The following is a 25,513-nucleotide window of genomic DNA, read 5'->3' as shown; positions in this document are numbered from 1 at the left end:
GTTGAGCGGCCCCCCGAGCAACTCCGCCCCGCCCCCGATGCACCACCCGTACCCCTTGGAGGACAGCACCATGGTCAGGAAGAGCTTGCTCGCCGGCGTCGCACTGGCGGCCGTCGCGAGCCTCGCGCTCACCGCCTGCGGGACCACCAGCGCCCCGCAGAGCGCCACCGGCACCGCCGGCACCACCGACACCATCAACGCGGAGCTCTGGTACGCGCCGTCCACCTTCGACCCCGCGAAGGCCTCCGCCGACGCCGACGTGACCGTCGCGCGCCTCGGCTTCGACACCCTGCTCCGCCAGGGCGAGACCGAGGGCTACATCGGCGGCCTCGCCACCGAGTGGAACGCCGTCTCGGCCTCCGAGTACACGTTCACCCTCCGCGACGGCGCCACCTGCGCCGACGGCACGGCGATCACGCCGACCGTCGTCGCCGACTCCTTCACGTACCTCACCGGCCTCGACGACTCGGGCGCGCTGACCTGGAAGAACCAGGCCTTCGGCTCCGGCGAGCCGACCTTCACCCCCGACGACGCGGCCGGCACGCTGACGATCTCGCTCAGCCAGCCCTACTCGCAGCTGCTCGGCGGCGTCACCCGCCCCGGCACCGGCATCATCTGCCCCGCCGGCCTCGCCGACACCGAGGGCCTCGCCGCGGGCACCGTCGACGGCGCCTGGTCCGGCCCGTACATGCTGTCGGACCTCTCGGCCGGCGTCAGCGCCGCCTACACGCTGCGCGACGACTACGACGCCTGGCCCGACTGGCAGGACGTCGAGGGCGAGCCCGCGAAGACGATCAACCTCACCGTGCAGTCCGACTCCAACACGAGCGCCAACCTGCTTGAGTCCGGCGGCGTCGATCTGGCCCGCTTCTACGACTCGAACGCGCTGCGCTTCGAGGACGACCCGGCCTACACGACCGTCACCTTCGCCAGCTCGGCCTACAACCTCGTCTTCAACGAGGCCCCCGGCTCCGGCTCGATCTTCGAGGGCAAGGAGGACCTCCGCGCCGCGGTCGCCCAGGCGATCGACACCCAGGGCTTCAACTCCGCCGGCCTCGACGGCCTCGGCGTGCCGCAGTACACCGTCAACGCGGCGAGCTACCGATGCGCGCTGGACGACGAGTCGCTGGTGCAGAAGTACGACCCCGCCGCCGCGACGCCCGAGCTCACCGGTCAGTCGATCCGCCTGCTGATGATGTCGAACTGGGACCCGGCCGCCGACTACCTGGCCGAGTCGCTCCGCGCCGCGGGCGCCACCGTCACCGTCTCGGCGCTCGACCCGGCCGACTGGTCGAAGGCCATGCGCACCGAGCCCGCCACCTGGGACGTCGCGATCGCCGCGGAGAACGCCGGCCCCGGCCTGATCCACACCACGATCGCCCGCTACCTCGGCCCGACCTACGCCGACGGCGGCACGAACGTCTCCTCCAGCGACAACCCCGAGGGCGTCGCCTACTACGAGGCCGCGATGGCCGCCTCGGACACCGAGACGCAGTGCGAGAACCTGCTCGCCGCCCAGAAGACGATCCTCGAGCGCGTCGACATGACGCCGCTGATCACCGACACGCACCGCTACGTGGCCCGCTCCGGCTTCGCCACCTCGGTGTTCTCGGGCTACTGGGACATCTCGGCCATGCGGATCCTGTCCTGATCCGATGACGCCCTGATCCACTGAGCAGCCCACCCGAGCCGGACGACACGAGGAGACGACGCGATGAGCACCACGACCGCCACCACCGCTGCATCGTTGGGCCTCGGGTCGTCCGGCGCGGGGGCGCCCGGCCCGGGCGCCGTCCGCGCCGGCACCCTCGGCGGGGCCTGGCGGAGGTTCCTCCTCCGCCGGGCCCTCGGCCTGCTCGTCAACCTCGCGCTGCTCGTGCTGGTCACCTTCCTGATCGTGCAGCTCATCCCCGGCGACCCGGCGATCGCCATCGCGGGGGAGGCGGCCTCGCTCGACCAGGTCGAGCTGGTGCGCACCCAGCTCGGGCTCGACCAGCCGCTGCCCGCGCAGCTCTGGACCTACCTCGTCGGCGTGCTGCAGGGCGACTTCGGCGCCTCCTACCGATACAAGATCCCCGCGATGGACCTCGTGATGACGGCTGTGCCGTACACGCTGACCATCACGATCTCCGCGGTGCTGCTCCTGCTCGTGCTCGGCATCGCGCTCGGCATGGCGGTCGGAGTCGCGACCCGCGGCGACCGCCGCCGCTGGCTCGACGCCGTGTTCAGCACCGTCACCGGGCTGATCTCCTCGGTGCCCACCTACGTGCTCGCGACCGGCTTCGTCGTCGTCTTCGCGGTGCTGCTGAAGGTGCTGCCGCCCGCGTACTCGCCGGCCTACGACTTCGGCACCGCCGCGATCCTGCCGATCGCCTCGCTCACCGTCGGCGGCACCTGCTCCGTCGCGAGGATCGTCCGCCGTGAGACCGCGGTGATCCTCGAGCAGGACTACATGCGCACCGCCCGCGGCTGGCGGCTGCCCGCGCTCACCCTCTACGCCAAGCACATGCTGCCGAACCTGCTGACCACGGCGCTGACGCTCTCGGGCATCATCCTCACCGCCCTGCTCGGCTCGGCGCTGATCACCGAGGCGGTCTTCGCCTGGCCCGGTCTCGGCGGCGTGATCGTCCAGGCAATCGCGATCGACAAGGACTACCCGGTGATCCGCGCGGCCGTCTTCGTGATCGGGCTCATCTCCCTCGTGATCACCCTCGTGATCGACGTCATCCTGGGTCTGATCGACCCGCGCACCCTCGGAGAGCAGCGTGGCTGAGTCCCTCCCCGCCGTCCGCGGCCTGAAGCCCGCCGGCGCGCGCACCTTCGCCTGGAACCCCGGGCTCGTGATCGGGCTCGGCCTGCTCGGCGTCATCGCCCTCACCGCGCTGATCGCCCCGATCGCGCTCGAGGGCCAGGCCACCGGCCTCGGCGGAAGCCCCAGCCTCGGCTCGACCCCCGAGCACCCGCTCGGCACCGACACCCTCGGCCGCGACATGCTCGCCCGCACCCTCGTCGCCACCCGCTCGACCGTGCTGATGGCGCTCGCCGCGACCGTGCTCTCGGCGATCGTCGGCATCGCGGTCGGCATCGGCGTCTGGCTCGCCCCGCGCCGGGTCCGCGAGCTGGGGCTGCGCGCGATCGAGCTGGCCGTCAGCTACCCGACGATGCTCGTCGCGATCATCGTCGCCGCCATCCTCGGCCAGGGCGTCGTGCAGGTGGTGGTCGCCATCGCGGTCGCCAACATCGCCGGCTTCGCGCGGCTCACGGCCAACCTCGCCTCCAAGATCGCGGCGAGCGAGTACGTCACCACCGCCCGGCTGACCGGAGTGCCGACGCACCTCGTCGCGCTGCGGCACGTGCTGCCGAACATGGCCGAGCCGACGCTGATCCTCGTCGCCGGTGCCTTCTCCGGCGCCCTCGTCGAGATCTCCGGCCTCTCCTTCATCGGCCTCGGCGCCCAGACGCCCGCCTTCGACTGGGGCACGCTGCTCAACGACGGGCTGAGCCGCATCTCGGTGAACCCGGTCGTCATCCTCGGCCCGGCGCTCGCGCTCACGGTCGCCTCCTTCGCGGCGCTGCTGGTCGGCGACGGGCTGGCGGCGGCGGCGAACCCGCGCTCGAACACGACGCGGGCCCGGATGACGAGGGCCGCCGACTCCTCGTCCACCGGCTCCTCGACCGCCGCGCCCGTCCCGGCCGACGCCGTGCTCGTCGCCGACGGCATCACCGTCTGCCACGGCGCGACCGGCCGCGAGCTCGTCTCCGACCTCTCCTTCACCATCCGCCGCGGCGAGGTGCTCGGCATCGTCGGCGAGTCCGGCTCGGGCAAGTCGCTGACCGCCTCCGTCGTCGCCAAGCTGCTCGGCGAGGGCCTCGAGGCGTCCGCGCGCCGGCTCGAGCTCGGCGGCACCGACCTGCTCGGCCCCGTGCCGGACCGGGTGCTCGCCGCGAAGATCGGCCTGATCTACCAGGATCCGGGCACCGCACTGAACCCCGCCATGGTCCTCGGCACCCAGCTGTCCGACGTGCTGCGGATCCGCCTGCGCCACTCCCGCCGCGACGCGCTCGACCTGCTCCTGCGCGGCTTCCGCTCGGTGATGCTCTCCGATCCGGAGGGGCGGCTCCGGCAGTACCCGCACCAGCTCTCCGGCGGCATGAAGCAGCGCGCGATGATCGCCTCGGCGATGAGCGCGAAGCCCGACCTGCTGATCGCCGACGAGCCGACCACCGCGCTCGACGTGACGGTGCAGCGCGAGGTGCTGAGCGTGCTCAAGCGCATGAACGAGGACTCCGGCACCGCCGTGCTCTTCATCTCGCACGACCTCGGCGTCGTCCGGGCGCTCTGCGACCGCGTCCTCGTGATGAAGGACGGCCGCATCGTCGAGCGGATCGAGGACATCGCCCATCTCTCGGAGGAGACCGTGACGCATCCGTACACGCGGCAGCTGCTCGCCGCGACGCCCGTCGTGACCGTGCCGACCGCGCCGGAGGTGCGCTCGTGAGCGCCGCCGCCGTTTCGCCCGCCGGAGCCGCCGCGTCCTCCGCGATGGTCGACGTCCGCGGTCTCGACGTCGTCTTCGGGCACGCGAAGGTCCTGCACGGCGTCGACCTGCGGGTCGAGCGCGGCCGCACCGTCGGCGTGGTCGGCGAGTCCGGCTCCGGCAAGTCGACCCTCGCCAAGGTGCTCGTCGGATCGGTCCGCGCGGCCGCCGGCACGGCGAGCGTGGACGGCGTCGACATCGTGGCCGCGAACCGTTCGGCGATGCACGCCTACCGCCGGCGCACGCAGATGATCCCGCAGGACCCCTACTCGTCGCTGTCGCCGCGGCGCACGATCGCGCAGACCCTGGCCGAGGCGATCGACCCGGTCCGCGCCCGCGTCGGCCGGAACGAGGAGCTCATCGTCGCCTGGCTCGAGCGCGTCGGTCTCAGCGCCGACATGCGGCACCGGTTCCCGCACGAGTTCTCCGGCGGCCAGCGCCAGCGCGTCGCGATCGCCCGCGGGCTGATCATCGACCCGACCTTCGTGATCGCCGACGAGATCACCTCCGCCCTCGACGTCTCGGTGCAGGGGCAGATCCTCGACCTGCTGGCCGGCATCAAGGAGTCGCTCGGCCTGACGATGATGTTCATCTCGCACAACCTCGCCGTCGTCCAGCGGGTCAGCGACGAGGTCGTGGTGCTCTACCGCGGCGAGGTCGTCGAGGCCGGCCCGGTCGAGCGGATCTACGCCGACCCCCAGCACTGGTACACCCGCCGCCTGCTCGACGCCGACCCGGGCTCGCCCGGCTTCAGCCTCTCCGGAGCGGCGTCGGTCCCCGCGAAGGAGAGCGCATGACGGCCCGACTGCCCGCCACCCCCGTCGCCGAGGGCGTGCTCCGCCTCGTCGGCGCGACGCTCGTCGACGGCACCGGTGCCGCACCGCTCGAGGACTCCGAGGTGGAGATCCGCGACGGCGTGATCGCCTACGCGGGGCCGCGCCGTGCGGATCCCGGGCTCGAGGGCCGCGCGGTCGATGTGTCCGGCGCGTTCCTGCTGCCGGGCTTCGTCGACGTGCACGTGCACCTCGCGATGGTGCCGGTCGCTCCGGAGGCGGCGCGCGAGCGCTTCCCGGAGGAGGACGTCCTCGAGATCGCCGGGCTGCTGCGCCGCACGCTCGACGCCGGGGTGACGACCGCCCGCGACCTCGACGGGCTCTCGCCCGGCTACCGCGAGGCCGTCGCCCGTGGCGCCGTCGACGGCCCGCGCCTGCACCTCGCGATCGCCATGCTCTCGCCGACCGGCGGCCACGCCGATCCGCACCACCGCAACGGCAGCCTGCCGGCCTGGGCCGTGCGCCCGGGCATGCCCGCGCCCGGACTCGTCGACACCGACGAGGACGTGGTCCGGATGGTCAGGACGCTCGTCCGCACCGGTGCCGACGTGATCAAGGTCGCCACCTCGGGCGGGCTCGGCTCACCGAACGACGACGCCCGCGACGTCGGCATCACCGAGAAGCAGGTCGCCCTGATCGCGGAGCTGCTCGCCGAGCGCGGCGGCCGTCCGATCACCGCGCACGCCCTCTCCGACGACGCCGCGCGCGCCGCCGTCCTGGGCGGCGCGACGAGCATCGAGCACGGCTACGACCTCTCCGACGAGACCATCGCGCTGATGCGCGAGCGCGGGACGACGCTCGTGCCGACCCTGAGCATCCTGGTCCGCGCGTTCGACCCGGCGACGACGACCGCCGAGCGGCTCCGGCAGCGCGAGCTGCTGCGCGAGCGCGGTCTCGACTCGGTGCGCCGGGCCGTCGCGGCGGGGATCCCGCTCGCCCTCGGCACGGACGCCGGCGTGCACCCGCACGGCCGCAACCTCGCCGAGCTGGCGCAGCTGGTCGCCGTCGGGCTCACGCCGCTGGAGGCGCTGAGCGCCGGCACCCTCGGCGGCGCGCGCCTGCTGGGCCTGGACGCGCAGCTCGGCTCGGTCGAGCCGGGCAAGCTCGCCGACCTGGTGCTGACCGACGCGGATCCGCTGGCCGATATCGCCGCGCTGGGCGATCCCTCGGCGGTGCGCGCGGTCCTGCAGTCGGGCCGCGTGGTCAAGGACCTCGACGGTCGCCTGGGCTAGACGCTCGAGGTCAGCGGCGGATCAGAACTCCTCGTAGTTGTAGGGCTCCGGGTCCGGCTCGATCACGGGGCGCGCGACGGTGCGCCTGTTGTTCTTGATGCGGGAGCGGATGTCCTCGACGGCCGACGCGACGGCCTCGTTCATCGCGGCCTCGTCGTCGACGGCGACCTCCACGGGCACGGCGACGAGCTCGCTGCTCGCGTCGAGGGTCATCTTCGCCTCGACGAGCACTCCCTCGTCGGTGAACGCCGGGACGGTGACCGCCTCCGAGTGCTCCTGCCGGTCGATCGCGGTCACGAGGTCGAGGAGGGCCTCGGTGACGGCGTCGGTGGTGACGATGCTCTTGGAGGCGTAGGTCAGCTGCTGCATTCCTCCAGTCTGAACGGGGCGGATCCGGATCTCTCGGGGTTGCGGCGGGGGCGGGCGGGCGTCTACCGGGAGGCGGGCTCTCGTGCCCCGTTCACCTCGGAGGCCTTGCGGCGGGCGTGTCGCGCGCCGCAGTCTGGAGGCATGCGAGACGTGCTGAGGAGATCCAGCGGCGGCGAGATCGCCGGCGCCGCCCTGATCGTGCTGGCCTCGATCGTGCTCCTGATCGGCGCGTTCGCCGCCGGCGCGGGCAGCGTCTACGGGGTGCTCGGCGTGATCGTCGCGTTCGCCGCCGGCGCCACCGGCCTCGGCGTGCACATCGCCGGCCGCGAGGCCCGGCTCCGCCGCGACGGGCACTGACGCCCTCATGCTGATCGAGTAGCCCTCGGAGCGGGCGTATCGAGATCCGCCCACCGCTGGCACGTGGGTCTCGATACGCGCTGCGCGCTACTCGACCAGCATGCAGGGAGCGCCTTCTCATGCTGATCGAGTAGCCCTCGGAGCGGGCGTATCGAGATCCGCCTGCCGGCGGGTCAGCGGTCGACGAGGGTGATCTCGAAGGAGTAGAGGTCGGGGCGGTAGCAGTGCTGGCCGTACTCGACGGCGCGGCCCGAGTTGTCGAAGGCGGTGCGGGTCATCGTCAGGACCGCGGCGCCCTTCCGGAGGTCGAGGAGCTGGGCCTCGCGCGGGGTCGTGGCGCGGGCGCCGATCCGCTGCTTGGCGACGCGCATCGCCACTCCCCGGGCCCGGAGCAGCTGGTAGAGGCCGTGCGTCTCGAGGGCGCCGAGGTCGAGGTCGACGAAGTCGGCCGGCAGCGTGTTGTCGAGCACGGCGAGCGGGACCCCGTCCGCGGACCGCAGGCGCACGAGGTGCAGGACGGGCGAGCCGACCTCGACGCCGAGCGCCTCGGCGGTCTTCTCGTCGGCCGTGCCGACGGTGGAGGAGAGGGTGCTCGTCGTCGGGCTCTGCCCGGAGCGCTGGAGGTCCTCGAAGAGGCTGGTGAGCTCGACGTTGCGGGTGACCCTGCCGTGCACGACCTGCGTGCCGATGCCGCGGCGGCGCACGAGGAGTCCCTTGTCGACGAGGTCCTGGATGGCGCGGCGGATGGTCGGCCGCGACATGCCGAGACGGTTGCCCAGCGACACCTCGTTCTCGAGCCGGGAGCCGGCCGGGAGCGTCTCGTCGAGGATGGCGCGCTCGAGGCGGGTCGCGATCTGGTGGTAGAGCGGGATGGGCCCGGAGCGGTCGAGGTCCATGAAGAGGTCCATCGGCAGGGCGTGCTCCTCCTGCAGCGCCATGTCGTCCCCCTCCGCTCGCCGGCTCACCGCCGGCTGTCCTCGACACCTGTCGGCGTCACTACATTATGCAGCGCACATCAGCAGCTCAGCAGTCCGTCCCATTGTGCTATTGTAACGACATCACAGACCGCCCTCTCGAGGAGTAGTACACCGTCGTATGGTCCAGATGATCCGCCGCGCCCTCGCGCACGCCGCCCCTGCGCACGCCACCGCCGCGCTCGTCGTCCCCGGAGCGTCCCGATGAAGGCCGCGGTCGCCGGCGCCCCCGTCAGCTTCGGCGTCTTCGAGCTCACCCCCGAGGGCGCCGACGTGGTCTCGCCCGACGACCTCGTCGACGTGCTCGCCGAGGCGGGCTACACCGGCGTCGACCTGGGACCGGCCGGCTACCTCGGCCGCGGACGAGAGCTGCGCCAGCGCCTCGAGCGCTCGGGACTCGACATCGCCGGCGGCTGGATCCAGCTGCCCTTCTCGGACGACGAGGCCTTCGCGGCGTCGCTCCCCGAGCTCGACGCCGCGCTCCGCCTCTTCGCCGAGGCGTCCGAGCACGGCCCCGCGCGGCTCCCCCTGCCGACTCTCGCCGACGACGGCTCCGCGGCCCGGCGCTCCTCGCCCGGTCGCGGCGCCGGTGCCGACCCGCTCGACGACGCCCGCTGGTCGCGGCTGGTCGCCAACGTCGAGCGCGCCACCGCCGTGGTCCGCGCGGCCGGCTTCGAGCCCACCTTCCACCACCACGCGGGCACGTACATCGAGTCGCCGGAGGAGATCGACCGCTTCCTCGGTGCCGTCGACATCGGGCTCACCCTCGACACCGGCCACCTGCTGATCGGCGGCGGCGACCCGGTCGCGGCCGTCGAGCGCTGGGGCTCCCGGATCAACCACTTGCACCTCAAGGACGTCGACGTCGCCGAGCTGCGCCGGGTCCTCGCGGCCGGCGGCGGCATGCGCGAGGTCTGGTCCTCCGGAGCGTTCGTCGCCTTCGGCCGCGGCGACATCGACCTCGACGCCGTGATGACCGCGATCGACACCCAGGGCTACGACGGCTGGGTCGTCGTCGAGCAGGACGTCCTCAACGCGCCCGACGCCGACATCACGGCCTTCCGCGACGAGCGCCGCGACGACCAGGCCGTCAACCGCGAGGCCCTGCGCGCCTGGGCCTGACCCGCCGCCACCCGCTCCCGCCGCCACCCACTCCCGACACCCGAACCCCGACCACCCCGACCGCCCCCGGGCAGCAAGGACATCGCCGTGACCGACACCCCTCTCCGCTTCGGACTCATCGGCACCGGCCGCATCGGCCAGGTGCACGCGGCGAACATCGCCGCCGACCCCGAGGCGACGCTCGCCTGGGTCTGCGACCCGTTCGTCGACGGCGCGAACGCCGTCGCGGCCCGCTATGGCGGAACCGTGACGACCGACGCCGCCGAGATGTTCGCCTCCGGTGAGATCGACGCGGTGCTGATCGCCTCGCCGACCGCGACCCACGTCGACCTGCTCGAGGCCGCGATCTCGGCCGGGATCCCCGCGCTCTGCGAGAAGCCGATCGACCTCGACATCGCGCGCGTCGACGCCCTGCTGCCCCGCGTCACGTCGTCGGGAGTCGCGATCGCCCTCGGCTTCAACCGCCGCTTCGACCCGGCCTTCGCCGAGGCGCGCGCCCGCGTCGCCGCCGGCGAGATCGGCGCGCTGGAGCAGCTCTCGATCATCAGCCGCGACCCCGCCGCCCCGCCCGCGGCCTACATCGGCGTCTCCGGCGGCATCTTCCGCGACATGACGATCCACGACTTCGACATGGCGCGCTTCTTCCTCCCCGACATCGTCGAGGTCACCGCGACCGGCACGACGACCTTCGACCCCGGCGCGCGCGAGCACGGCGACTTCGACACCGCCGTCGTCACGCTCCGCTCCGCCTCCGGCGCGCTCGTCTCGATCACCAACTCGCGGCACAGCTCGGTCGGCTACGACCAGCGCATCGAGGCCTTCGGCGCGGACGGCTCCATCGAGGTCGCGAACGCCCTCACCAGCCTGGTCAGCGTCTCGAACGGCACCAGCGTGCAGGCCAAGCCGCCGTACCAGGACTTCTTCCTCGAGCGGTACTCCGTGGCCTACCGGGCCGAGCTGAGCGAGTTCATCAAGCTCGCCCGCGGTCAGGAGTCGACGAGCCCCACCTTCGCCGACGGCCGCGCCGCCCTGGTCCTCGCCGACGCCGCCGCCCGCTCCGCGGTCGAGCGCGTCTCGGTGAGCGTCGAGCTGTAGGGCGCCGGCCGTGACCGTCCGTCTCGCCGCCTCCGCGGAGATGCTCTTCCCGGAGCTCGAGTTCGTCGACCGCGTCCGCCGCCTGCACGAGCGCGGCTTCGAGGTCGAGATCTGGGACTGGTCCACCAAGGACCTGCCCGCGCTCGCGGCGACCGGAGCGACGTTCTCGTCGATGACCGGCTATCTGACCGGCGACCTGATCACCCCCGACGGCATCGCCGAGACGCTCCGGACGGCCGAGCTCTCGCTGGCGGCCGCCGAGATCATCGACAGCCCGCGGCTGAACCTGCACGGCACCGGCCTCGCGCCGGGCGGCCTGCCCGTCCGGCCCGGCACCCAGGTGACGCCCGCGGATCGCGAGCGCGCCGAGGACACCCTCCGCCGGCTGGCCGCGCTCGGCGAGGAGCGCGGCCGGGTCTTCACCCTCGAGAACCTCAACACCGCCGTCGACCACCCGGGCACGCCGTTCGCCCGCGCCGAGGACACCCTCGCGCTGGTCAGCGCGGTCGACCGCCCGGGTCTGCGGCTGAACCTCGACCTGTACCACGCGCAGATCGGCGAGGGGAACCTGCTCGAGCTCGTGCGCCGCTGCCTGACCTGGATCGGCGAGATCCAGGTCGCCGACGTGCCCGGCCGCTGCGAGCCGGGGACCGGCGAGATCCGCTACCCGGCCGTCGCCCGGGAGCTGCGTGCCCTCGGCTACGACGGGGTCGTCGGGCTCGAGGCGTGGCCGTCGACCGACTCCGAGTCGGCGCTCGACGCCTTCGAGGCGGCCTTCGCTCTCTGAAGGCCGCCCCGCGGCTCACGCGTCGTAGGTGGTGTCTCCGCTCACGGCCGCGACGCTCTCCCATGCCCGCGACCGGTCGCTGCGCAGCGCCGCCTCGACGATCTCGGCGGCCGACCAGGCGTCCGCGGCCGACGGCGCGAGCTGGCGGCTCTCGAGCACCGAGGTGAGGAAGAGCGACGCCTCGATCGTCTTGAGGTCGTCGAAGCCCATGCTCGTCCCGGCGCCGGGCTGGAAGCGCGAGAAGTCGCCGAAGCCCGGCTGCGCCATGATCGTCCGGTAGCCGCTGGGGTCGTCGGCGAGCTGCAGCTCGTTCAGCCGCTGGAAGTCCCAGCGCAGCGAGCCCTTCGTGCCGTACACCTCGAGGGTGTACTCGGCGCGCGGCCCGACCGCGACCCGGCTCGCCTCCAGCACCGCGACCGCGCCGGACTCGAAGCGGCCGAGGACCGCCGCGTAGTCCTCGTTCTCGACCGCGCCGCGCTCGCCGCCCTCGGAGCCCTTGCTGAAGTGGCCCGCCGCGGCGGAGCCGGGCAGCGGGCGCTCGCGCACGAAGGTCTCGGTGAGCGCGGAGACCGAGTCGATCCGCCCCACCAGGTACTGCGCCAGGTCGGCGCCGTGCGAGAGCAGATCGCCGAGCACGCCCGAGCCGGCCCGCGCCTGCAGGAAGCGCCAGGTGAGCGCGCCGAGCGGATCCGCGGAGTAGTCGGCGAGCAGGCGCACGCTCACGTTCGTGACGCGGCCGATCGCTCCCTCGCGGATCAGGGCGCGGGCCTGCGCGAGCGCCGGCGCGTGCCGGTAGTTGAAGCCGACCGAGGTGACGACGCCGGCGTCGGCGGCCGCGCGGGCGATCTCGGACGACTCGGCGGCCGAGCGGCCCATCGGCTTCTCGATCCAGAACGGCTTGCCGGCGGCCGCAGCGGCGAGGGCGACCTCGCGGTGCAGGAAGTTCGGCGCGCAGATCGAGACGATGTCGACCTCGGGGTCCTCGAGCACGTCGCGGTAGTCGGCCGTCGTCCGGCGGTAGCCCAGGACGTCCTCCGCGAGCGAGCGCGTGCCAGGATCGGTGTCGGCCGCCGACACGAGGTCCACGGCGACGCCGAGGTCCGGGTAGTGCTCCGGGACCGCGCGGTACGCGCGCGTGTGCAGGCGTCCCATCCAGCCGACCGACACCAGACCCACTCCGAAACGGTGCACCATTGCGCGCTCCTCCCTGCTTGTGACAGCAGCTCGGCACCCGATGTCTCTCACCGGTGAGCCGCTCCGAGCGTAGCGCAATGACAATATGTATTGACATTTGCAACCAGCGATTTCATACTCGACCCGACAACGACGTTCCGGACCGTCAGAGACGACGCCGTCCGCAGAGAAGGAGCTCTCCATGAAGAAGCGATTCCTCGCCGGCCTCGGCCTCGCAGCCTCGGCCGCCCTGCTGCTCAGCGGGTGCACGGGCACCGGGCAGGAGCCCACCGCGACCACCGGCGGCGGCGGTGGCGCGGGCGGCGGCGGCGACTACACCTACGCGGTCGTCACCCACTCCGGCCCCGGCGACGCCTTCTGGGACCGCGTGAAGTCCGGCGCCGAGGCGGCCGGCGGCGACTACGGCGCGACCATCACCTACAACGCCGACCCCGACCCGGCGAAGCAGTCGCAGCTGATCGACAACGCGGTCGCCCAGCAGGTCGACGGCATCGTCGTCTCGATGGCCAACCCCGACGGAGTCAAGGACAGCGTCGAGAAGGCCGTCGCGGCCGGCATCCCGGTCGTCACCATCAACTCCGGCATCGAGCGCTCCGCCGAGTTCGGCGCCCTCACCCACATCGGCCAGAGCGAGACGGTCGCCGGCGAGGCGGTCGGCACCAAGCTCGCCGAGGCCGGCGCCACCAACGCGCTCTGCGTCATCCAGGAGGCGGGCAACGTCGGTCTCGAGGAGCGCTGCAAGGCTGCCGCCTCGACCTTCGGCGGCAGCATGAGCAACCTGCAGGTGGACGGCACGAACGACGCCGACGTCAAGGCGACCATCAAGTCCAAGCTGCAGGCCGACCCGTCCATCGACGGCGTGCTCACCCTCGGCGGCCAGTACGCGATCGACGCCGTCGGTGCCGTGTCGGAGTCGGGCAGCTCGGCCCAGGTCGGCACCTTCGACCTCTCGGAGGACGTCGTCACGGCCGTCGAGGACGGCACGATCGCCTTCGCCGTCGACCAGCAGCCCTACGTCCAGGGCTTCCTCGGAGTGACCGCGCTCCAGCTCTACACGACCAACGGCAACGTCATCGGCGGCGGCCAGCCGGTCTACTCCGGCCCCGCCTTCGTCACCAAGGAGAACGCGGCCGCGGTCGCCGAGTTCGCCGCGAACGGCACCCGCTAGCGGCCCCGGCCCGTCCCCGACAGGAGTCAGCAGTGACGACGACAGACATCGTGACGATCGCGACGAGGCCCCGCCTCGAGCGCCGTCCGCTCCGCAAGATCCTGGCCCGGCCCGAGACCGGCGCGTTCGTCGCCGCCCTCGCCGTGCTCGTGTTCTTCTCCCTCTACACCCCGCAGTTCCTGAGCTTCGCCGGCGCCGGGGTCTGGCTGGAGTCGGCCTCGACCTTCGGGATCATGGCCGTCGCCGTGGCGCTGCTGATGATCGGCGGCGAGTTCGACCTCTCCGCCGGCGTGATGACGGGCTTCTCCGCCCTCATCGTCGGGATCCTGACCACCCACTACGGACTCAGCATCTGGGTCGCGGTGTTCGTCTCGCTGATCGTCTGCCTCGGCGTGGGCGCCCTCAACGGCATCCTGGTGATGAAGACGGGCCTGCCCAGCTTCATCGTGACGCTCGGCACCTTCTTCGCCCTCGCCGGCATCGACCTGGCGGTGACGAAGATCATCACCGGCCAGGTCGCGATCCAGGGCATGACCAAGGTCCCGGGCTACGACGGCATCCAGCCGCTGTTCGGCTCGTCGGCCGGCATCGGCGGCGGCACCTTCTACGTCTCGGTGCTCTGGTGGTTCGTGGTGGCGGCCGTCGCGACCTGGATCCTGCTGCGCACCCGCGCCGGCAACTGGATCTTCGCCGTCGGCGGGGCGCAGACCGCGTCGCGCCAGGTCGGCGTCCCGGTGCTGAAGACCAAGATCGGCCTCTTCATGGGGACCGCCGGCGCCGCCTGGCTCGTCGGCATGATCTCGCTCTTCCGCACCTCGACGGTGCAGGCGAACACCGGCGTCGGCCAGGAGTTCATCTACATCATCTGCGCCGTCGTCGGCGGCTGCCTGATGACCGGCGGCTACGGCTCGGCGATCGGCGCCGCCCTCGGCGCGCTGATCTACGGGATGGTCTTCCAGGGCATCACCTTCGCCCAGTGGGACACCAACTGGCTGCGCACCGTCCTCGGCGGCATGCTGCTCGCCGCGGTGCTCCTCAACAACTTCGTCCGGACACGAGCAGGAGGCGGACGATGAGCGCCGACACGACGAGCGGCCCCTCGACCGGACAGCCGGCCGCGCCCCGCACCCCGGTGGGCACGACGATCGTCGAGGTCCGCGACATCGGCAAGAGCTACGGCGCCGTCAATGCGCTCGCCGGAGTCTCGACCACGGTCAACGCCGGCCAGGTCACCTGCGTCCTCGGCGACAACGGCGCCGGCAAGTCGACGTTCATCAAGATGCTCGCCGGCGCGCACACCCCCTCCGAGGGCGAGCTGCTCCTCGATGGGACGCCGGTCACCTTCTCGTCGCCGCGCGCCGCGCTGCAGGCGGGGATCGCGACCGTCTACCAGGACCTCGCGGTCGTGCCGCTGATGCCGGTCTGGCGCAACTTCTTCCTCGGCTCCGAGATCACCAAGGGGCGCGGACCGCTGCGCCGCCTGGACGTGAAGCGGATGAAGGAGATCACGCAGAGCGAGCTGGCGAACATGGGCATCGACCTGCGCGACGTCGACCAGCCGATCGGCACCCTCTCCGGAGGCGAGCGCCAGTGCGTCGCCATCGCCCGCGCCGTGTACTTCGGTGCCCGCGTGCTGATCCTGGACGAGCCGACCGCGGCGCTGGGCGTCAAGCAGTCGGGCGTGGTGCTCAAGTACATCGCCCGCTCCCGCGACGCCGGGCTCGGCGTGGTCTTCATCACCCACAACCCGCACCACGCCTACCCGGTCGGCGACCGCTTCCTCCTCCTGAACCGCGGCACCAGCCTCGGCAACTTCGAGAAGAGCGAGATCACCCTCGGCGAGCTGACCAGCCTGATGGCCGGCGGCGCCGAGCTCGCCTCCCTCGCCCACGAGCTCGAGCGCTCGATGCCGGACTCCGCGGTCACCGCCGAGCTCGCGCACGAGGCCGCCGCGAGGCCGGAGTGACGGACGCGCGGCACGCGTGACTCGAACGTCAGGCGATCGATGCTCCGGGCAGGACGAACCGCGCGCTCTCGGCCCGGAGCATCGTGAACGGGTCGATGCACGGGACACCCATCGCTGCGCAGGCGTCGGGGATCTTGATCCTCCGGGTCGCCTGCGGCGCCGACTTCTCGTGAGTGACGACCGTGTGCCCGTGCGCGTGGGCGTACGCCACGAGCTGGAAGTCCCCGACACTGAGGAACTGGCTGACCGCGGCAGCGGTGAAGTCCGAGGTGCTCGCCCAGGTCGAGACCAGCGCGAGGCTCGGGAGCGTGGCCTGGTCCATCCGGAGGAACATCGGAGCGCGTCCGCTCGCCCAGGTCGACATGTCGTCAGCCGCGGCTCTCAGCTCGTCCGCGATCCTGTCGATGCTGCAGAGGACGCCCGCGGAGTGCCCCTGGTCCAGCCACTCCCAGAACGCGGGGACGAAGTCGAATCCGTAGTGCGCGTTCTTCGAGGTGATGAAGATGTTGGCGTCCAGCAGATACATCACGCGACTCCCAGTTCGCGCGCGAGGCGGGCGAACGTCTCCGCCTTCTTCGTCGCCAGGAGGCTGTAGGCGTCCCTGTGCAGCGTTCGCCCCTCCTGCGTGTCGACGATGACGGCGCGAGCGAAGAGGCGACTCACCTTGAGCGGGTGGCTGAGGTAGAAGTCGCCACCGCTTCCGCTCCTTCGGCTCTCGAGGATCGCGCGCACCCGAGCCAGCTCCTCCGCGTGGCGCGCTCGGTAGTCGTCCCAGGCCAGGAACGACGCGTCGAAGATCCGACGGAGGACCACGAGCGTGCTGACTCGGTAGACCCTCGCGAGACGTTCGAGTTCTGCGACGTCGGCCTCCCCTCGGTACTCCGCGCGCACGGCGTCCAGCGGAACGAGGACCTCCGCGGCCACCCGATTGCACCAGACCTCGACCTCGGCGGTTCGGCTGTCGTCCACCGAGGCGTCGTCGACGCCGCCCAGTCCCAGCCACAGGTGCGCCACCTCGTGGACGAGGGTGAAGATCTGCGAGGCCTTCGTATCCGCGCCGTTCACGAAGACGAGCGGCGCGAACTCGTCGCTCAGCGCGAAGCCGCGGAACTCGCTGCTGTCGAGTCGGCGGTGGGTGTTCCCACCGACGACGCCGTTCACCATCACGAGGACACCCAGTTCCTCGATCGTGTCGATGAGTCTGCGAAGCGCGGATTCCCAGCTCGCCAGGAGATGACGCTCGGCCGTCTCGAACCGGAGGGCGGTCTGGATCGCGGCAGCCGTCTCCGTGACGGGGGCTCCGACATCGACGCTGCCGATGAAGGGCAGGCGTGGGTGGCCGTTCAGGATGCAGTGGTTTCTGAACCAGTCCTGGCGCCGCTGGCAGAGGTAGATCGTCTCCAGGAGGTCGGCGCTGGGAGCGGCGATCCGGGCATTCCCGAGGGTCCGGTAATCCGGGATCGGCAGGCTCTTGACCGGTGCCTCATCGAGGAAGAAGTAGCCGACCGGCGCTCGGGTCGCGGTCGCGAACCGCTCGAGCTGCGGGAAGGTCGGGTTCTTCTCGCCCGCCTCCCAGGAGTGCAGGTCGGGAAAGCGGCGGTGGAGGTCTCCTGCATCGACTCCGGACCGCTCGACGGCCCAGGCGAGCAGCTGACTCTTCACCGGCACGCGGACGCTCATCGGCTCTCTCCCGGGTTCTCTCGTCATCGGTGTGCGGCGGAGTGACGACTCGTGCTCTCGGACGGAGCGGAGCCGGCGCGCTCCATGGTCGCAGGTGCCGCCGTGCGCGGCGGAGACCTGTCCTGTTCTGCATGTTCGCTTGTTAGGACATTCAGTGTAGAGTCGTCTCGACATTCGTCCCCACCCACGTCGCCGCCGGAGCGACGGGCGACAGAGAGTTGTACAGAGTCGTATGAGCCCCTCCACCACGCCCTACGACGTCCTGACCATCGGCCGGGTCGGGGTCGACATCTACCCGCTGCAGGACGGCCTCGGGCTCGAGGATGTCGAGACCTTCGGCAAGTACCTCGGCGGGAGCGCCGCCAACGTCGCGATCGCGGCCGCCCGGCACGGGCACTCCGCCGCGCTGATCTCGCGGGCCGGCGACGACCCGTTCGGCCGCTACGTGAAGCGCGAGCTGGTCCGGCTCGGCGTCTCGGACGAGTTCGTCGGCACCGAGCCGGACCTGGCCACCCCGGTGACGTTCTGCGAGATCTTCCCGCCGGACGACTTCCCGCTGTACTTCTACCGCAAGCCCAAGGCCCCCGACCTGGCGATCACCGCGCAGTCGCTCGACCTCGACGCGATCGTCCGGGCGAAGGTCTACTGGTCGACCGTCACCGGGCTCACGGAGGAGCCCAGCCGGTCCGCGCACTTCGTCGCCTGGCAGGCGCGCGACCGCCGGCCGTTCACCGTGCTCGACCTGGACTACCGGCCGATGTTCTGGCGCTCGCCGGAGCGGGCCTCGCAGGAGGTCGCGAAGGCGCTGGAGTGGGTCACCGTCGCGGTCGGCAACCGGGAGGAGTGCGAGGTCGCCGTCGGCGAGACCGACCCGTCGCGCGCGGCCGACGCGCTCCTCGACCGGGGCGTCGAGCTCGCGATCGTCAAGCAGGGGCCCCGCGGCGTGCTCGCGAAGACCCGCTCCGAGACGGTCGAGGTCGCACCCTTCCCGGTGCAGGTCGTCAACGGCCTCGGCGCCGGGGACAGCTTCGGCGGCGCGCTCATCCACGGCCTCGTCGAGGGCTGGGACCTCGAGCGCATCCTCCGCTTCGCGAACGTCGCCGGCGCGATCGTCGCCTCGCGGCGCGAGTGCTCGACGGCGATGCCCACCACGGCCGAGGTCGAGGCCTTCCTGAAGGAGCGCACCGATGTCACGCTCTGATCGCGACTTCGCGGAGCTGCGCCGGCTCCGCGCCGAGGACCCGACCGCCGTCGCACGGGCGCTCGCCGGGCGCCGCCGCCGTCCGCTGCTCGGCGGGGACGGCCGGCTGCTGCTCGTGGCCGCCGACCACCCCGCCCGCGGCGCGCTCGGCGTGCGCGGCGAGGCGATGGCGATGGCGGACCGCTACGACCTGCTCGACCGTCTCGCGACCGCGCTCTCGCGGCCGGGAGTGGACGGCGTGCTCGGCACGCCGGACATCATCGACGATCTCGCCCTGCTCGGGCTGCTCGACGACAAGGTCGTGGTCGGATCGATGAACCGCGGCGGCCTGCGCGGCGCCTCCTTCGAGATGGACGACCGCTTCACCGGCTACGACATCGACGGGATCGTCCGCGACGGCCTCGACTTCGCGAAGACGCTGCTGCGGATCAACCTCGCCGACGCCGGCTCGGTCGCGACACTGGAGGCCAACGCGGCGGCCGTGACCGCGGCTGCGGCGGCCCGCGTGCCGATCATGCTCGAGCCCTTCCTGAGCGAGTGGGTCGACGGCGCCGTCGTCAACGACCTCTCCGCCGACGCCGTGATCACCTCGATCGCGATCGCCTCCGGGCTCGGCTCGTCCTCGGCCTACACCTGGATGAAGCTGCCCGTCGTCGACGAGATGGAGCGGGTGATGGCCGCCACCACCCTCCCGACGCTGCTGCTCGGCGGCGACCCGACGGGGAGCCCCGACGAGACCTACGCGGCATGGGGCGCGGCTCTCGCGCTGCCCGGCGTCCGCGGCCTCGTCGTCGGGCGCACCCTCCTCTACCCGGCCGACGGCGACGTCGCGGCAGCGGTCGACACCGCCGCCGCGCTCGTGCACGGCTGATCGCACCCCTGACCGACAAGCCCCTCTCCCACGAACCCCCTCTCCCACGAACAGAGACAGGAATCATGTCCGAGACCATCGGAACCACCCCGCTGCACCAGCTCGCCGTCGTCCCGCACTGGATCGACGGGCGCGAGGCGCCCTCGACCTCGGGCCGCACCGCGCCGGTCTTCGACCCCGCGCTGGGCGTCGCGACCAGGGAGGTGGCGCTGGCCGACGAGGCCGAGATCGCCGCGGCGATCGCCTCGGCGAAGGCCGCGTTCCCCGCCTGGCGCGACCTCTCGCTCGCCAAGCGCCAGCAGATCCTCTTCACGTTCCGCGAGCTGCTCGAGGCGAAGAAGGGCGAGCTGGCCGAGATCATCACCTCCGAGCACGGCAAGGTCGTCTCGGACGCGCTCGGCGAGATCACCCGCGGGCAGGAGGTCGTGGAGTTCGCGACCGGGCTCGCGCACCACCTGAAGGGCGAGTACTCGGAGCAGGTCTCGACCGGCGTCGACGTCTACTCCACCAAGCAGCCGCTCGGCGTGGTCGGGATCATCTCGCCGTTCAACTTCCCGGCGATGGTGCCGATGTGGTTCTTCCCGATCGCGATCGCGGCCGGCAACACCGTCATCCTCAAGCCCAGCGAGAAGGACCCGACCGCGGCGATCTGGCTCGCGAAGCTGTGGAAGGAGGCCGGCCTGCCCGACGGCGTCTTCACCGTGCTCAACGGCGACAAGCAGGCCGTCGACGGGCTGCTGACCTCGCCCGACGTCCGCTCGATCTCGTTCGTCGGCTCCACGCCGATCGCGCAGTACGTCTACGAGACCGGGACGAAGCACGGCAAGCGCGTGCAGGCCCTCGGCGGGGCGAAGAACCACATGCTGGTGCTGCCGGACGCGGACCTCGACCTGGTCGCCGACTCGGCGATCAACGCGGGCTTCGGCTCGGCGGGGGAGCGCTGCATGGCGATCTCGGTCGTCGTGGCCGTGGAGCCCGTCGCGGACGAGCTGATCGGCAAGATCCAGGAGCGCGCGTCGCAGCTGCGCATCGGCGACGGCCGCCGCGGCTGCGACATGGGACCGCTGGTCACCGAGGCGCATCGCGACAAGGTCGCCTCCTACATCGGCATCGCCGAGCAGGACGGCGCCGAGGTCGTCATCGACGGCCGCGGCATCGAGGTCGACGGCGATCCCAACGGCTTCTGGCTCGGACCGACCTTGCTCGACAAGGTCCCCACCACCTCCCGCGCCTACACCGAGGAGATCTTCGGACCGGTGCTCTCGATCGTGCGCGTCGCCACCTACGAGGAGGGCGTCGAGCTCATCAACAACGGTGCGTTCGGCAACGGCACCGCGATCTTCACCAACGACGGCGGGGCCGCGCGGCGCTTCCAGAACGAGGTCCAGGTCGGGATGATCGGCATCAACGTGCCGATCCCGGTGCCGGTGGCGACGTTCTCGTTCGGCGGCTGGAAGTCCTCGCTGTTCGGCGACACCAAGGCCCACGGCGCCGAGGGCGTGCGGTTCTTCACGCAGCAGAAGGCGGTCACGTCGCGCTGGCTGGACCCGTCGCACGGCGGCATCAACCTGGGTTTCCCTCAGAACTGAGCCGTTGTGCCTCGCTCCTCCTTCGTCGTCGCTCGGCCGCGGTCGGCTTCGCGAAGGGGGAGCGTCCCGCAGAGCGTCCTGCGTCCGCGCACGTCGAATCGCTGGCACGCGATTCACCGGTTGCGCTCCACCCTTGTGCAGACGCATCGGGCTCACATGCTGGTCGAGTAGCCGCCGCAGGCGGCGTATCGAGACCCGCCCCGCCAGCACCCCCGCACCGAGACACGACGGAAGGCCCGAGATGACCACGCACAACGAGTGGCTGTTCCCGCGGGGCGCGCTCGCCCGCGACGGCTGGGAGTCCGTCGTCGACGCCAGCCTGCCCGGCTGGCGGCACACGGGTCTCCGCGTCGCGGACCTGGGCCCCGGCGACGAGCTCGCGCTCCCCACGGCGGGCGTCGAGCGCTTCGTCGTCCCGCTCTCCGGCTCCTTCACCGTCCGGCACGAGGCCGGCGGCCCCGCCGAGACCACCGTCCTGGCGGGCCGGGCCTCGGTCTTCGACGGCCCCAGCGACGTGCTCTACCTCTCGACGCTCTCCTCCGCGACGGTGTCGGGGGAGGGTCGCGTCGCGATCGCGGAGGCGCCCGCCGCGACCGCGCACCCGAGCCGCTACGTCCCGCGCGTCGAGGTCCCCGTCGAGCTGCGCGACGCCGGCCGCTCCAGCCGGCAGGTGCACAACTTCGGCACCCCGAGCGCGCTCGAGGCCGACCGCTTCATCGTCTGCGAGGTGATCACTCCGGCCGAGAACTGGTCGAGCTACCCCGCGCACAAGCACGACGAGGACGTCCCCGGGCACGAGTCGCGGCTCGAGGAGATCTACTACTTCGAGACCGCCGTCAGTCGCGGCGTCGAGGCGCCCGCGGGCGCCGAGCCGTTCGGGATGTTCAGCACCTCCACCTCGCCGGCCGGCGAGATCGCGATCGACGCGACCGTGCGCACCGGCGACATCGCCCTCGTCCCGTTCGGCTACCACGGCCCCGCCGTCGCGGCGCCGGGCTACGACCTCTACTACCTCAACGTGATGGCCGGCCCGGGCGAGGAGCGCGCCTGGCTGATCAGCGACCACCCGGCGCACGGCTGGATCCGCAGCACCTGGGACGACCAGGCCATCGACCCCCGACTCCCGTACACGCCCGACGCACCCGATACGAAGCCCAGCACCAGCACCACCGGAGGACAGCACTGATGGCCGACAAGACCCAGCGGATGACCGTGAGCCAGGCGCTCGTCGAGTTCCTCGCCCGGCAGTGGACCGTGGACGGCGACCACCGCGAGCGCACGATCCCGGGGATGTTCGGCATCTTCGGGCACGGCAACGTCGCCGGGATCGGCCAGGCGCTCGCGCAGTCGAACGCCCTCGACCCGACCCTGATGCCGTACCACCAGGCCCGCAACGAGCAGGCGATGGTGCACCAGGCCGTCGGCTACGCCCGCATGCACCGCCGGCTCGGCACCTACGCCAGCGCCGCCTCCGTCGGCCCGGGCGCCGCCAACATGCTCACCGGTGCCGCCCTCGCGACCGCGAACCGGCTCCCGGCGCTGCTGCTGCCCAGCGACACCTTCGCGACCCGCGTCGCGGACCCCGTCCTGCAGCAGCTCGAGCTGCCGCACGACATCGGCATCACCGTGAACGACGCCTTCCGGCCGCTCTCGCGCTTCTTCGACCGCGTGCAGCGGCCCGAGCAGCTCTACTCGATCGCCCTCGCCGCGCTGCGCGTGCTGACCGACCCGGCCGAGACCGGCGCGGTCACCATCGCCCTGCCCGAGGACGTCCAGGCCGAGGTGCTCGACGTCCCCGTCGCCTTCCTCGAGGAGCGCGAGTGGCACCTGCGCCGTCCGGTCCCGGAGCGCGGACCGCTCGAGCGCGCGGTCGCGGCGATCGCCGCCGCCCGGAACCCGATCGTCGTCGCCGGCGGCGGCGTGATCTACTCCGGTGCCGAGGAGGCGCTGCGCGCGTTCGCCGAGGCCACCGGCGTCCCCGTCGCCACCACCCAGGCCGGCGGCGGCGCCCTCGCCTGGGATCACCCGCAGTACCTCGGCGGGATCGGCGCCACCGGCTCCACCGCCGCGAACCGCCTCGCGGCCGACGCCGACGTCGTCATCGGCATCGGCACGCGCTACAGCGACTTCACCACCGCGAGCCGCACCGTCTTCCAGAACGACGGCGTCGTGTTCGTGAACGTCAACGTCGCCGCGTTCGACGCCTACAAGCACGGCAGCCGGCTGCCGATCATCGCCGACGCCCGCGAGACGCTGGAGGCGCTGCGCGAGCAGCTGAGCAGGTTCCACGTCTCCGAGGAGTACGCCGAGCGCCTCCGCCGCGAGAAGGCGGAGTGGGACGCCGCGGTCGACGCCGCGTTCGCCCCCTCCGGACTCGCGCTGCCCGGCCAGGCCGAGATCATCGGCGCGGTGCAGTCCGCGACCGACCCCGAGGACGTCATCGTGCAGGCGGCCGGCTCGCTGCCCGGCGACCTGCACAAGCTGTGGCGGGTGCGCGACAGTCTCGGGTACCACGTCGAGTACGCCTTCTCCTGCATGGGCTACGAGATCGCCGGCGGCCTGGGCGTCAAGCGCGGGGCGGAGGCGTCGGGGTCGGACCGCGACGTCGTCGTGATGGTCGGCGACGGCTCCTACCTGATGCTGCACACCGAGCTGGTGACCGCGGTGGCCGAGGGACTGAAGATCATCGTGGTGCTGATCCAGAACCACGGCTACGCCTCGATCGGGCACCTGTCCGAGACCGTCGGCTCCGGCCGCTACGGCACGCAGTACCGCGGGCTCGACGACCGCGAGATCCCGCTCGATCTCGCCGCGAACGCGCGCAGCTACGGCGTCGACGTGATCGAGGTGGTACCGAGCGGGTCCTCGATCGACGACCTGCGCGCCGCGATGGCCGCCGCGAAGGCGTCCGATCGCACGACCCTCATCCACATCAACAGCGACCCGCTGCTCTACGCGCCGAGCGGCGAGGGCTGGTGGGACGTGCCCGTCGCCGAGGTGTCCGAGCTGCCGAGCACGCAGCGGGCGTTCGAGGAGTACACGCGGCAGCGGGCGGCGCAGAAGCCGCTGCTGGGCTGAGCGCCGACGGAAAAGCGCTGCAATAATGTCAGGACATTTGTACAGGATTCGCCTACAATGAGCACCACCGCCACCGGCGCCGACGCGCCCCATCCCCTGGAGAAGACCATGAGCGCCACCGTGACCGCCGACGCAGCGACCGCCCCGTACGAGCCGCTCCGGGCCGGCGCCGCGACGGCGACCAGCCTCTGGAACGACTCCGCGGACCTCGAGGAGCTCGGCCGGTCGATCGCGTTCGGCGCGGTCGGCGCGACCTGCAACCCGGTCATCGCGCTCACCACGATCGAGAAGCACCTCGACGTCTGGGGCCCGCGGATCGCGGCGCTCGCCGAGCAGCACCCCACCGCGGGCGAGAGCGAGCTCGGCTGGCTGGCCATCGAGCAGATGTCGATCGAGGCGGCCGAGCTGCTGCTCCCCGCGTTCCGCGCGAGCGGCGGACGGGACGGGCGCCTCTCGGTGCAGACCGACCCGCGGCTGCACCGCGACGCCGACGCGCTCGTCGCGCAGGCCGTGCACTTCTCGGAGCTGGCCGAGAACATCATCGTGAAGATCCCCGCGACCGCGATCGGCATCCGCGCGATCGAGGAGGCGACCTACCGCGGCGTCAGCATCAACGCGACCGTGTCGTTCACGGTCGCGCAGGCCGTGGCCGTCGCCGAGGCGATCGAGCGCGGCTTCGACCGCCGCGAAGCCGAGGGGCTGCCGGACCACGAGTTCGGCTCCGTCGTCACCATCATGGGCGGGCGCCTCGACGACTGGATCAAGGCGTCGGTCGCGGCCGACCGCCGGCTGATGCAGCCCGGGTACCTCGAGTGGGCGGGCGTCGCGGCGCTCAAGGAGGCGTACCGGATCTTCCGGGAGCGCGGCTACCGCTCGCGCATCCTCTCCGCCGCGTTCCGCAACCACCTGCAGTGGTCGGAGCTGGTGGGCGGCGACCTCGTCGTCTCGCCGCCGTTCGAGTGGCAGCTGCTGATCCACGAGAACCGCATCGAGGTCGACCCGGCGCAGATCGACGTCCCGGTCCCCGCCGAGATCCTGTCCGCGCTGCTCGAGCTCCCCGAGTTCCGCCGCGCCTACTTCGAGGACGGCATGACCGTCGACGAGTTCGGCTCGTTCGGCGCCACCCGCCGCACCCTCCGCCAGTTCCTCGACGCCGACGCCCGCCTCGACGCGCTCGTGCGCGAGATCCTCCTCCCGACGATCTAGCCCCTGCGTGCCGATGCGCGCCTTCATGCTGATCGAGCAGCCCGCGGAGCGGGCGTCTTCCATGCTGATCGAGTAGCCCGCGGAGCGGGCGTATCGAGATCCGCCGTCGTCAGCACCTGAGTCTGCAGACCCGCCCTGCTGGTGACGTCGGGTCTCGATACGCCCCTGGCGGGGCTACTCGACCAACATGGGGAATGCGGTCCGCTTCTCGGCCCGCATGCGGCGGTTCATGGCGATCGAGTAGCCCTCGCAG

23 protein-coding genes are annotated in these 25,513 nt (G+C 72.0%); 18 read left to right on the top strand and 5 right to left on the bottom strand.

The annotated features are described in order from the left end of the window. Nucleotides 1-70: 70 nt before the first annotated feature. From EDF22_RS16175 to EDF22_RS16155, 5 genes are all read left to right on the top strand, one after another. Nucleotides 71-1,651, top strand: coding sequence for an ABC transporter substrate-binding protein (locus tag EDF22_RS16175; protein ID WP_148059215.1), 1,581 nt, complete (start codon nucleotides 71-73; stop codon nucleotides 1,649-1,651). Between the two features lie 63 nt (nucleotides 1,652-1,714). Continuing rightward, a complete protein-coding gene (locus tag EDF22_RS16170; RefSeq protein WP_123705880.1) occupies nucleotides 1,715-2,773 on the top strand; it encodes an ABC transporter permease in 1,059 nt (352 codons plus the stop codon). Beyond that, nucleotides 2,766-4,499 (top strand): dipeptide/oligopeptide/nickel ABC transporter permease/ATP-binding protein, encoded by a 1,734-nt coding sequence (locus EDF22_RS16165; protein WP_260303515.1) that lies wholly within the window; start codon nucleotides 2,766-2,768, stop codon nucleotides 4,497-4,499. The genes EDF22_RS16170 and EDF22_RS16165 overlap by 8 nt, the downstream gene beginning before the upstream one ends. Then, complete coding sequence (locus EDF22_RS16160; RefSeq protein WP_260303513.1) at nucleotides 4,496-5,335, top strand: ABC transporter ATP-binding protein; 840 nt, start codon at nucleotides 4,496-4,498, stop codon at nucleotides 5,333-5,335. The genes EDF22_RS16165 and EDF22_RS16160 overlap by 4 nt, the downstream gene beginning before the upstream one ends. Further along, a complete protein-coding gene (locus tag EDF22_RS16155) occupies nucleotides 5,332-6,603 on the top strand; it encodes an amidohydrolase family protein (protein WP_123705879.1) in 1,272 nt (423 codons plus the stop codon). Before EDF22_RS16160 ends, EDF22_RS16155 begins: the two co-directional genes overlap by 4 nt. A 21-nt stretch (nucleotides 6,604-6,624) precedes the next feature. On the opposite strand, the gene EDF22_RS16150 is transcribed toward EDF22_RS16155, so the two are convergent. Then, the gene (locus tag EDF22_RS16150) at nucleotides 6,625-6,972 is read right to left on the bottom strand and encodes a hypothetical protein (RefSeq protein ID WP_123705878.1); all 348 of its coding nucleotides are present in this window, start codon (nucleotides 6,970-6,972) and stop codon (nucleotides 6,625-6,627) included. Nucleotides 6,973-7,113: 141 nt separating this feature from the next. Here EDF22_RS16150 and EDF22_RS16145 point away from each other — a divergent pair, with 141 nt between their 5' ends. Further along, nucleotides 7,114-7,329 carry a hypothetical protein gene (locus tag EDF22_RS16145; RefSeq protein ID WP_123705877.1) on the top strand — a complete coding sequence of 72 codons (216 nt, stop codon included), beginning with the start codon at nucleotides 7,114-7,116 and terminating at the stop codon, nucleotides 7,327-7,329. Nucleotides 7,330-7,502: 173 nt separating this feature from the next. On the opposite strand, the gene EDF22_RS16140 is transcribed toward EDF22_RS16145, so the two are convergent. Next, on the bottom strand, nucleotides 7,503-8,267 hold the full coding sequence (locus EDF22_RS16140) for a GntR family transcriptional regulator (protein WP_123705876.1): 765 nt from the start codon (nucleotides 8,265-8,267) through the stop codon (nucleotides 7,503-7,505). A gap of 240 nt (nucleotides 8,268-8,507) precedes the next feature. Between EDF22_RS16140 and EDF22_RS16135 the strand changes: the two genes are divergently transcribed. The 3 genes from EDF22_RS16135 (at nucleotide 8,508) to EDF22_RS16125 (ending at nucleotide 11,307) form a co-directional block, all read left to right on the top strand. Further along, nucleotides 8,508-9,425: a sugar phosphate isomerase/epimerase gene (locus tag EDF22_RS16135; protein ID WP_123705875.1), complete on the top strand. Its 918-nt coding sequence runs from the start codon at nucleotides 8,508-8,510 to the stop codon at nucleotides 9,423-9,425. Between the two features lie 87 nt (nucleotides 9,426-9,512). Then, nucleotides 9,513-10,520, top strand: a complete 1,008-nt coding sequence (gene iolG, locus EDF22_RS16130; protein ID WP_123705874.1) for an inositol 2-dehydrogenase — start codon at nucleotides 9,513-9,515, stop codon at nucleotides 10,518-10,520. A gap of 40 nt (nucleotides 10,521-10,560) precedes the next feature. Then, the gene (locus EDF22_RS16125; RefSeq protein WP_123705961.1) at nucleotides 10,561-11,307 is read left to right on the top strand and encodes a TIM barrel protein; all 747 of its coding nucleotides are present in this window, start codon (nucleotides 10,561-10,563) and stop codon (nucleotides 11,305-11,307) included. Between the two features lie 15 nt (nucleotides 11,308-11,322). Here EDF22_RS16125 and EDF22_RS16120 read toward each other — a convergent pair whose 3' ends face one another. Beyond that, nucleotides 11,323-12,501 (bottom strand): Gfo/Idh/MocA family protein, encoded by a 1,179-nt coding sequence (locus EDF22_RS16120; protein ID WP_123705873.1) that lies wholly within the window; start codon nucleotides 12,499-12,501, stop codon nucleotides 11,323-11,325. Nucleotides 12,502-12,682: 181 nt separating this feature from the next. Here EDF22_RS16120 and EDF22_RS16115 point away from each other — a divergent pair, with 181 nt between their 5' ends. Genes EDF22_RS16115 through EDF22_RS16105 form a run of 3 tightly spaced genes read left to right on the top strand, consistent with a single transcriptional unit; the run spans nucleotide 12,683 to nucleotide 15,635 of the window. Beyond that, nucleotides 12,683-13,669, top strand: a complete 987-nt coding sequence (locus EDF22_RS16115) for a sugar ABC transporter substrate-binding protein (RefSeq protein WP_123705872.1) — start codon at nucleotides 12,683-12,685, stop codon at nucleotides 13,667-13,669. 32 nt (nucleotides 13,670-13,701) lie between these two features. Beyond that, a complete protein-coding gene (locus EDF22_RS16110; protein WP_123705871.1) occupies nucleotides 13,702-14,745 on the top strand; it encodes an ABC transporter permease in 1,044 nt (347 codons plus the stop codon). Continuing rightward, nucleotides 14,742-15,635: an ATP-binding cassette domain-containing protein gene (locus EDF22_RS16105; RefSeq protein WP_123705870.1), complete on the top strand. Its 894-nt coding sequence runs from the start codon at nucleotides 14,742-14,744 to the stop codon at nucleotides 15,633-15,635. Before EDF22_RS16110 ends, EDF22_RS16105 begins: the two co-directional genes overlap by 4 nt. Before the next feature lie 28 nt (nucleotides 15,636-15,663). Here EDF22_RS16105 and EDF22_RS16100 read toward each other — a convergent pair whose 3' ends face one another. Continuing rightward, on the bottom strand, nucleotides 15,664-16,161 hold the full coding sequence (locus tag EDF22_RS16100; RefSeq protein ID WP_123705869.1) for a DUF4411 family protein: 498 nt from the start codon (nucleotides 16,159-16,161) through the stop codon (nucleotides 15,664-15,666). Beyond that, a complete protein-coding gene (locus tag EDF22_RS16095; protein ID WP_123705868.1) occupies nucleotides 16,161-17,315 on the bottom strand; it encodes an ImmA/IrrE family metallo-endopeptidase in 1,155 nt (384 codons plus the stop codon). Before EDF22_RS16095 ends, EDF22_RS16100 begins: the two co-directional genes overlap by 1 nt. Before the next feature lie 232 nt (nucleotides 17,316-17,547). On the opposite strand from EDF22_RS16095, the gene iolC reads away from it, so the two are divergent. From iolC to EDF22_RS16065, 6 genes are all read left to right on the top strand, one after another. After that, nucleotides 17,548-18,516: a 5-dehydro-2-deoxygluconokinase gene (iolC, locus tag EDF22_RS16090; protein ID WP_123705867.1), complete on the top strand. Its 969-nt coding sequence runs from the start codon at nucleotides 17,548-17,550 to the stop codon at nucleotides 18,514-18,516. After that, on the top strand, nucleotides 18,503-19,387 hold the full coding sequence (locus EDF22_RS16085; RefSeq protein WP_123705866.1) for a deoxyribose-phosphate aldolase: 885 nt from the start codon (nucleotides 18,503-18,505) through the stop codon (nucleotides 19,385-19,387). The genes iolC and EDF22_RS16085 overlap by 14 nt, the downstream gene beginning before the upstream one ends. A gap of 65 nt (nucleotides 19,388-19,452) precedes the next feature. Next, nucleotides 19,453-20,976, top strand: coding sequence for a CoA-acylating methylmalonate-semialdehyde dehydrogenase (locus EDF22_RS16080; RefSeq protein WP_123705865.1), 1,524 nt, complete (start codon nucleotides 19,453-19,455; stop codon nucleotides 20,974-20,976). 241 nt (nucleotides 20,977-21,217) lie between these two features. After that, on the top strand, nucleotides 21,218-22,162 hold the full coding sequence (gene iolB, locus EDF22_RS16075; RefSeq protein WP_123705864.1) for a 5-deoxy-glucuronate isomerase: 945 nt from the start codon (nucleotides 21,218-21,220) through the stop codon (nucleotides 22,160-22,162). Then, nucleotides 22,162-24,054 carry a 3D-(3,5/4)-trihydroxycyclohexane-1,2-dione acylhydrolase (decyclizing) gene (iolD, locus tag EDF22_RS16070; protein WP_123705863.1) on the top strand — a complete coding sequence of 631 codons (1,893 nt, stop codon included), beginning with the start codon at nucleotides 22,162-22,164 and terminating at the stop codon, nucleotides 24,052-24,054. Before iolB ends, iolD begins: the two co-directional genes overlap by 1 nt. A gap of 57 nt (nucleotides 24,055-24,111) precedes the next feature. Continuing rightward, the gene (locus tag EDF22_RS16065) at nucleotides 24,112-25,260 is read left to right on the top strand and encodes a transaldolase family protein (protein ID WP_260303512.1); all 1,149 of its coding nucleotides are present in this window, start codon (nucleotides 24,112-24,114) and stop codon (nucleotides 25,258-25,260) included. The last annotated feature ends 253 nt before the right edge of the window (nucleotides 25,261-25,513 follow it).

Source organism: Rathayibacter sp. PhB127 (assembly GCF_003751665.1).
Lineage (GTDB): Bacteria > Actinomycetota > Actinomycetes > Actinomycetales > Microbacteriaceae > Rathayibacter > Rathayibacter festucae.
Note: the sequence above shows the minus strand (reverse complement) of the source record. Positions and strands in the feature narration are given on the sequence as shown.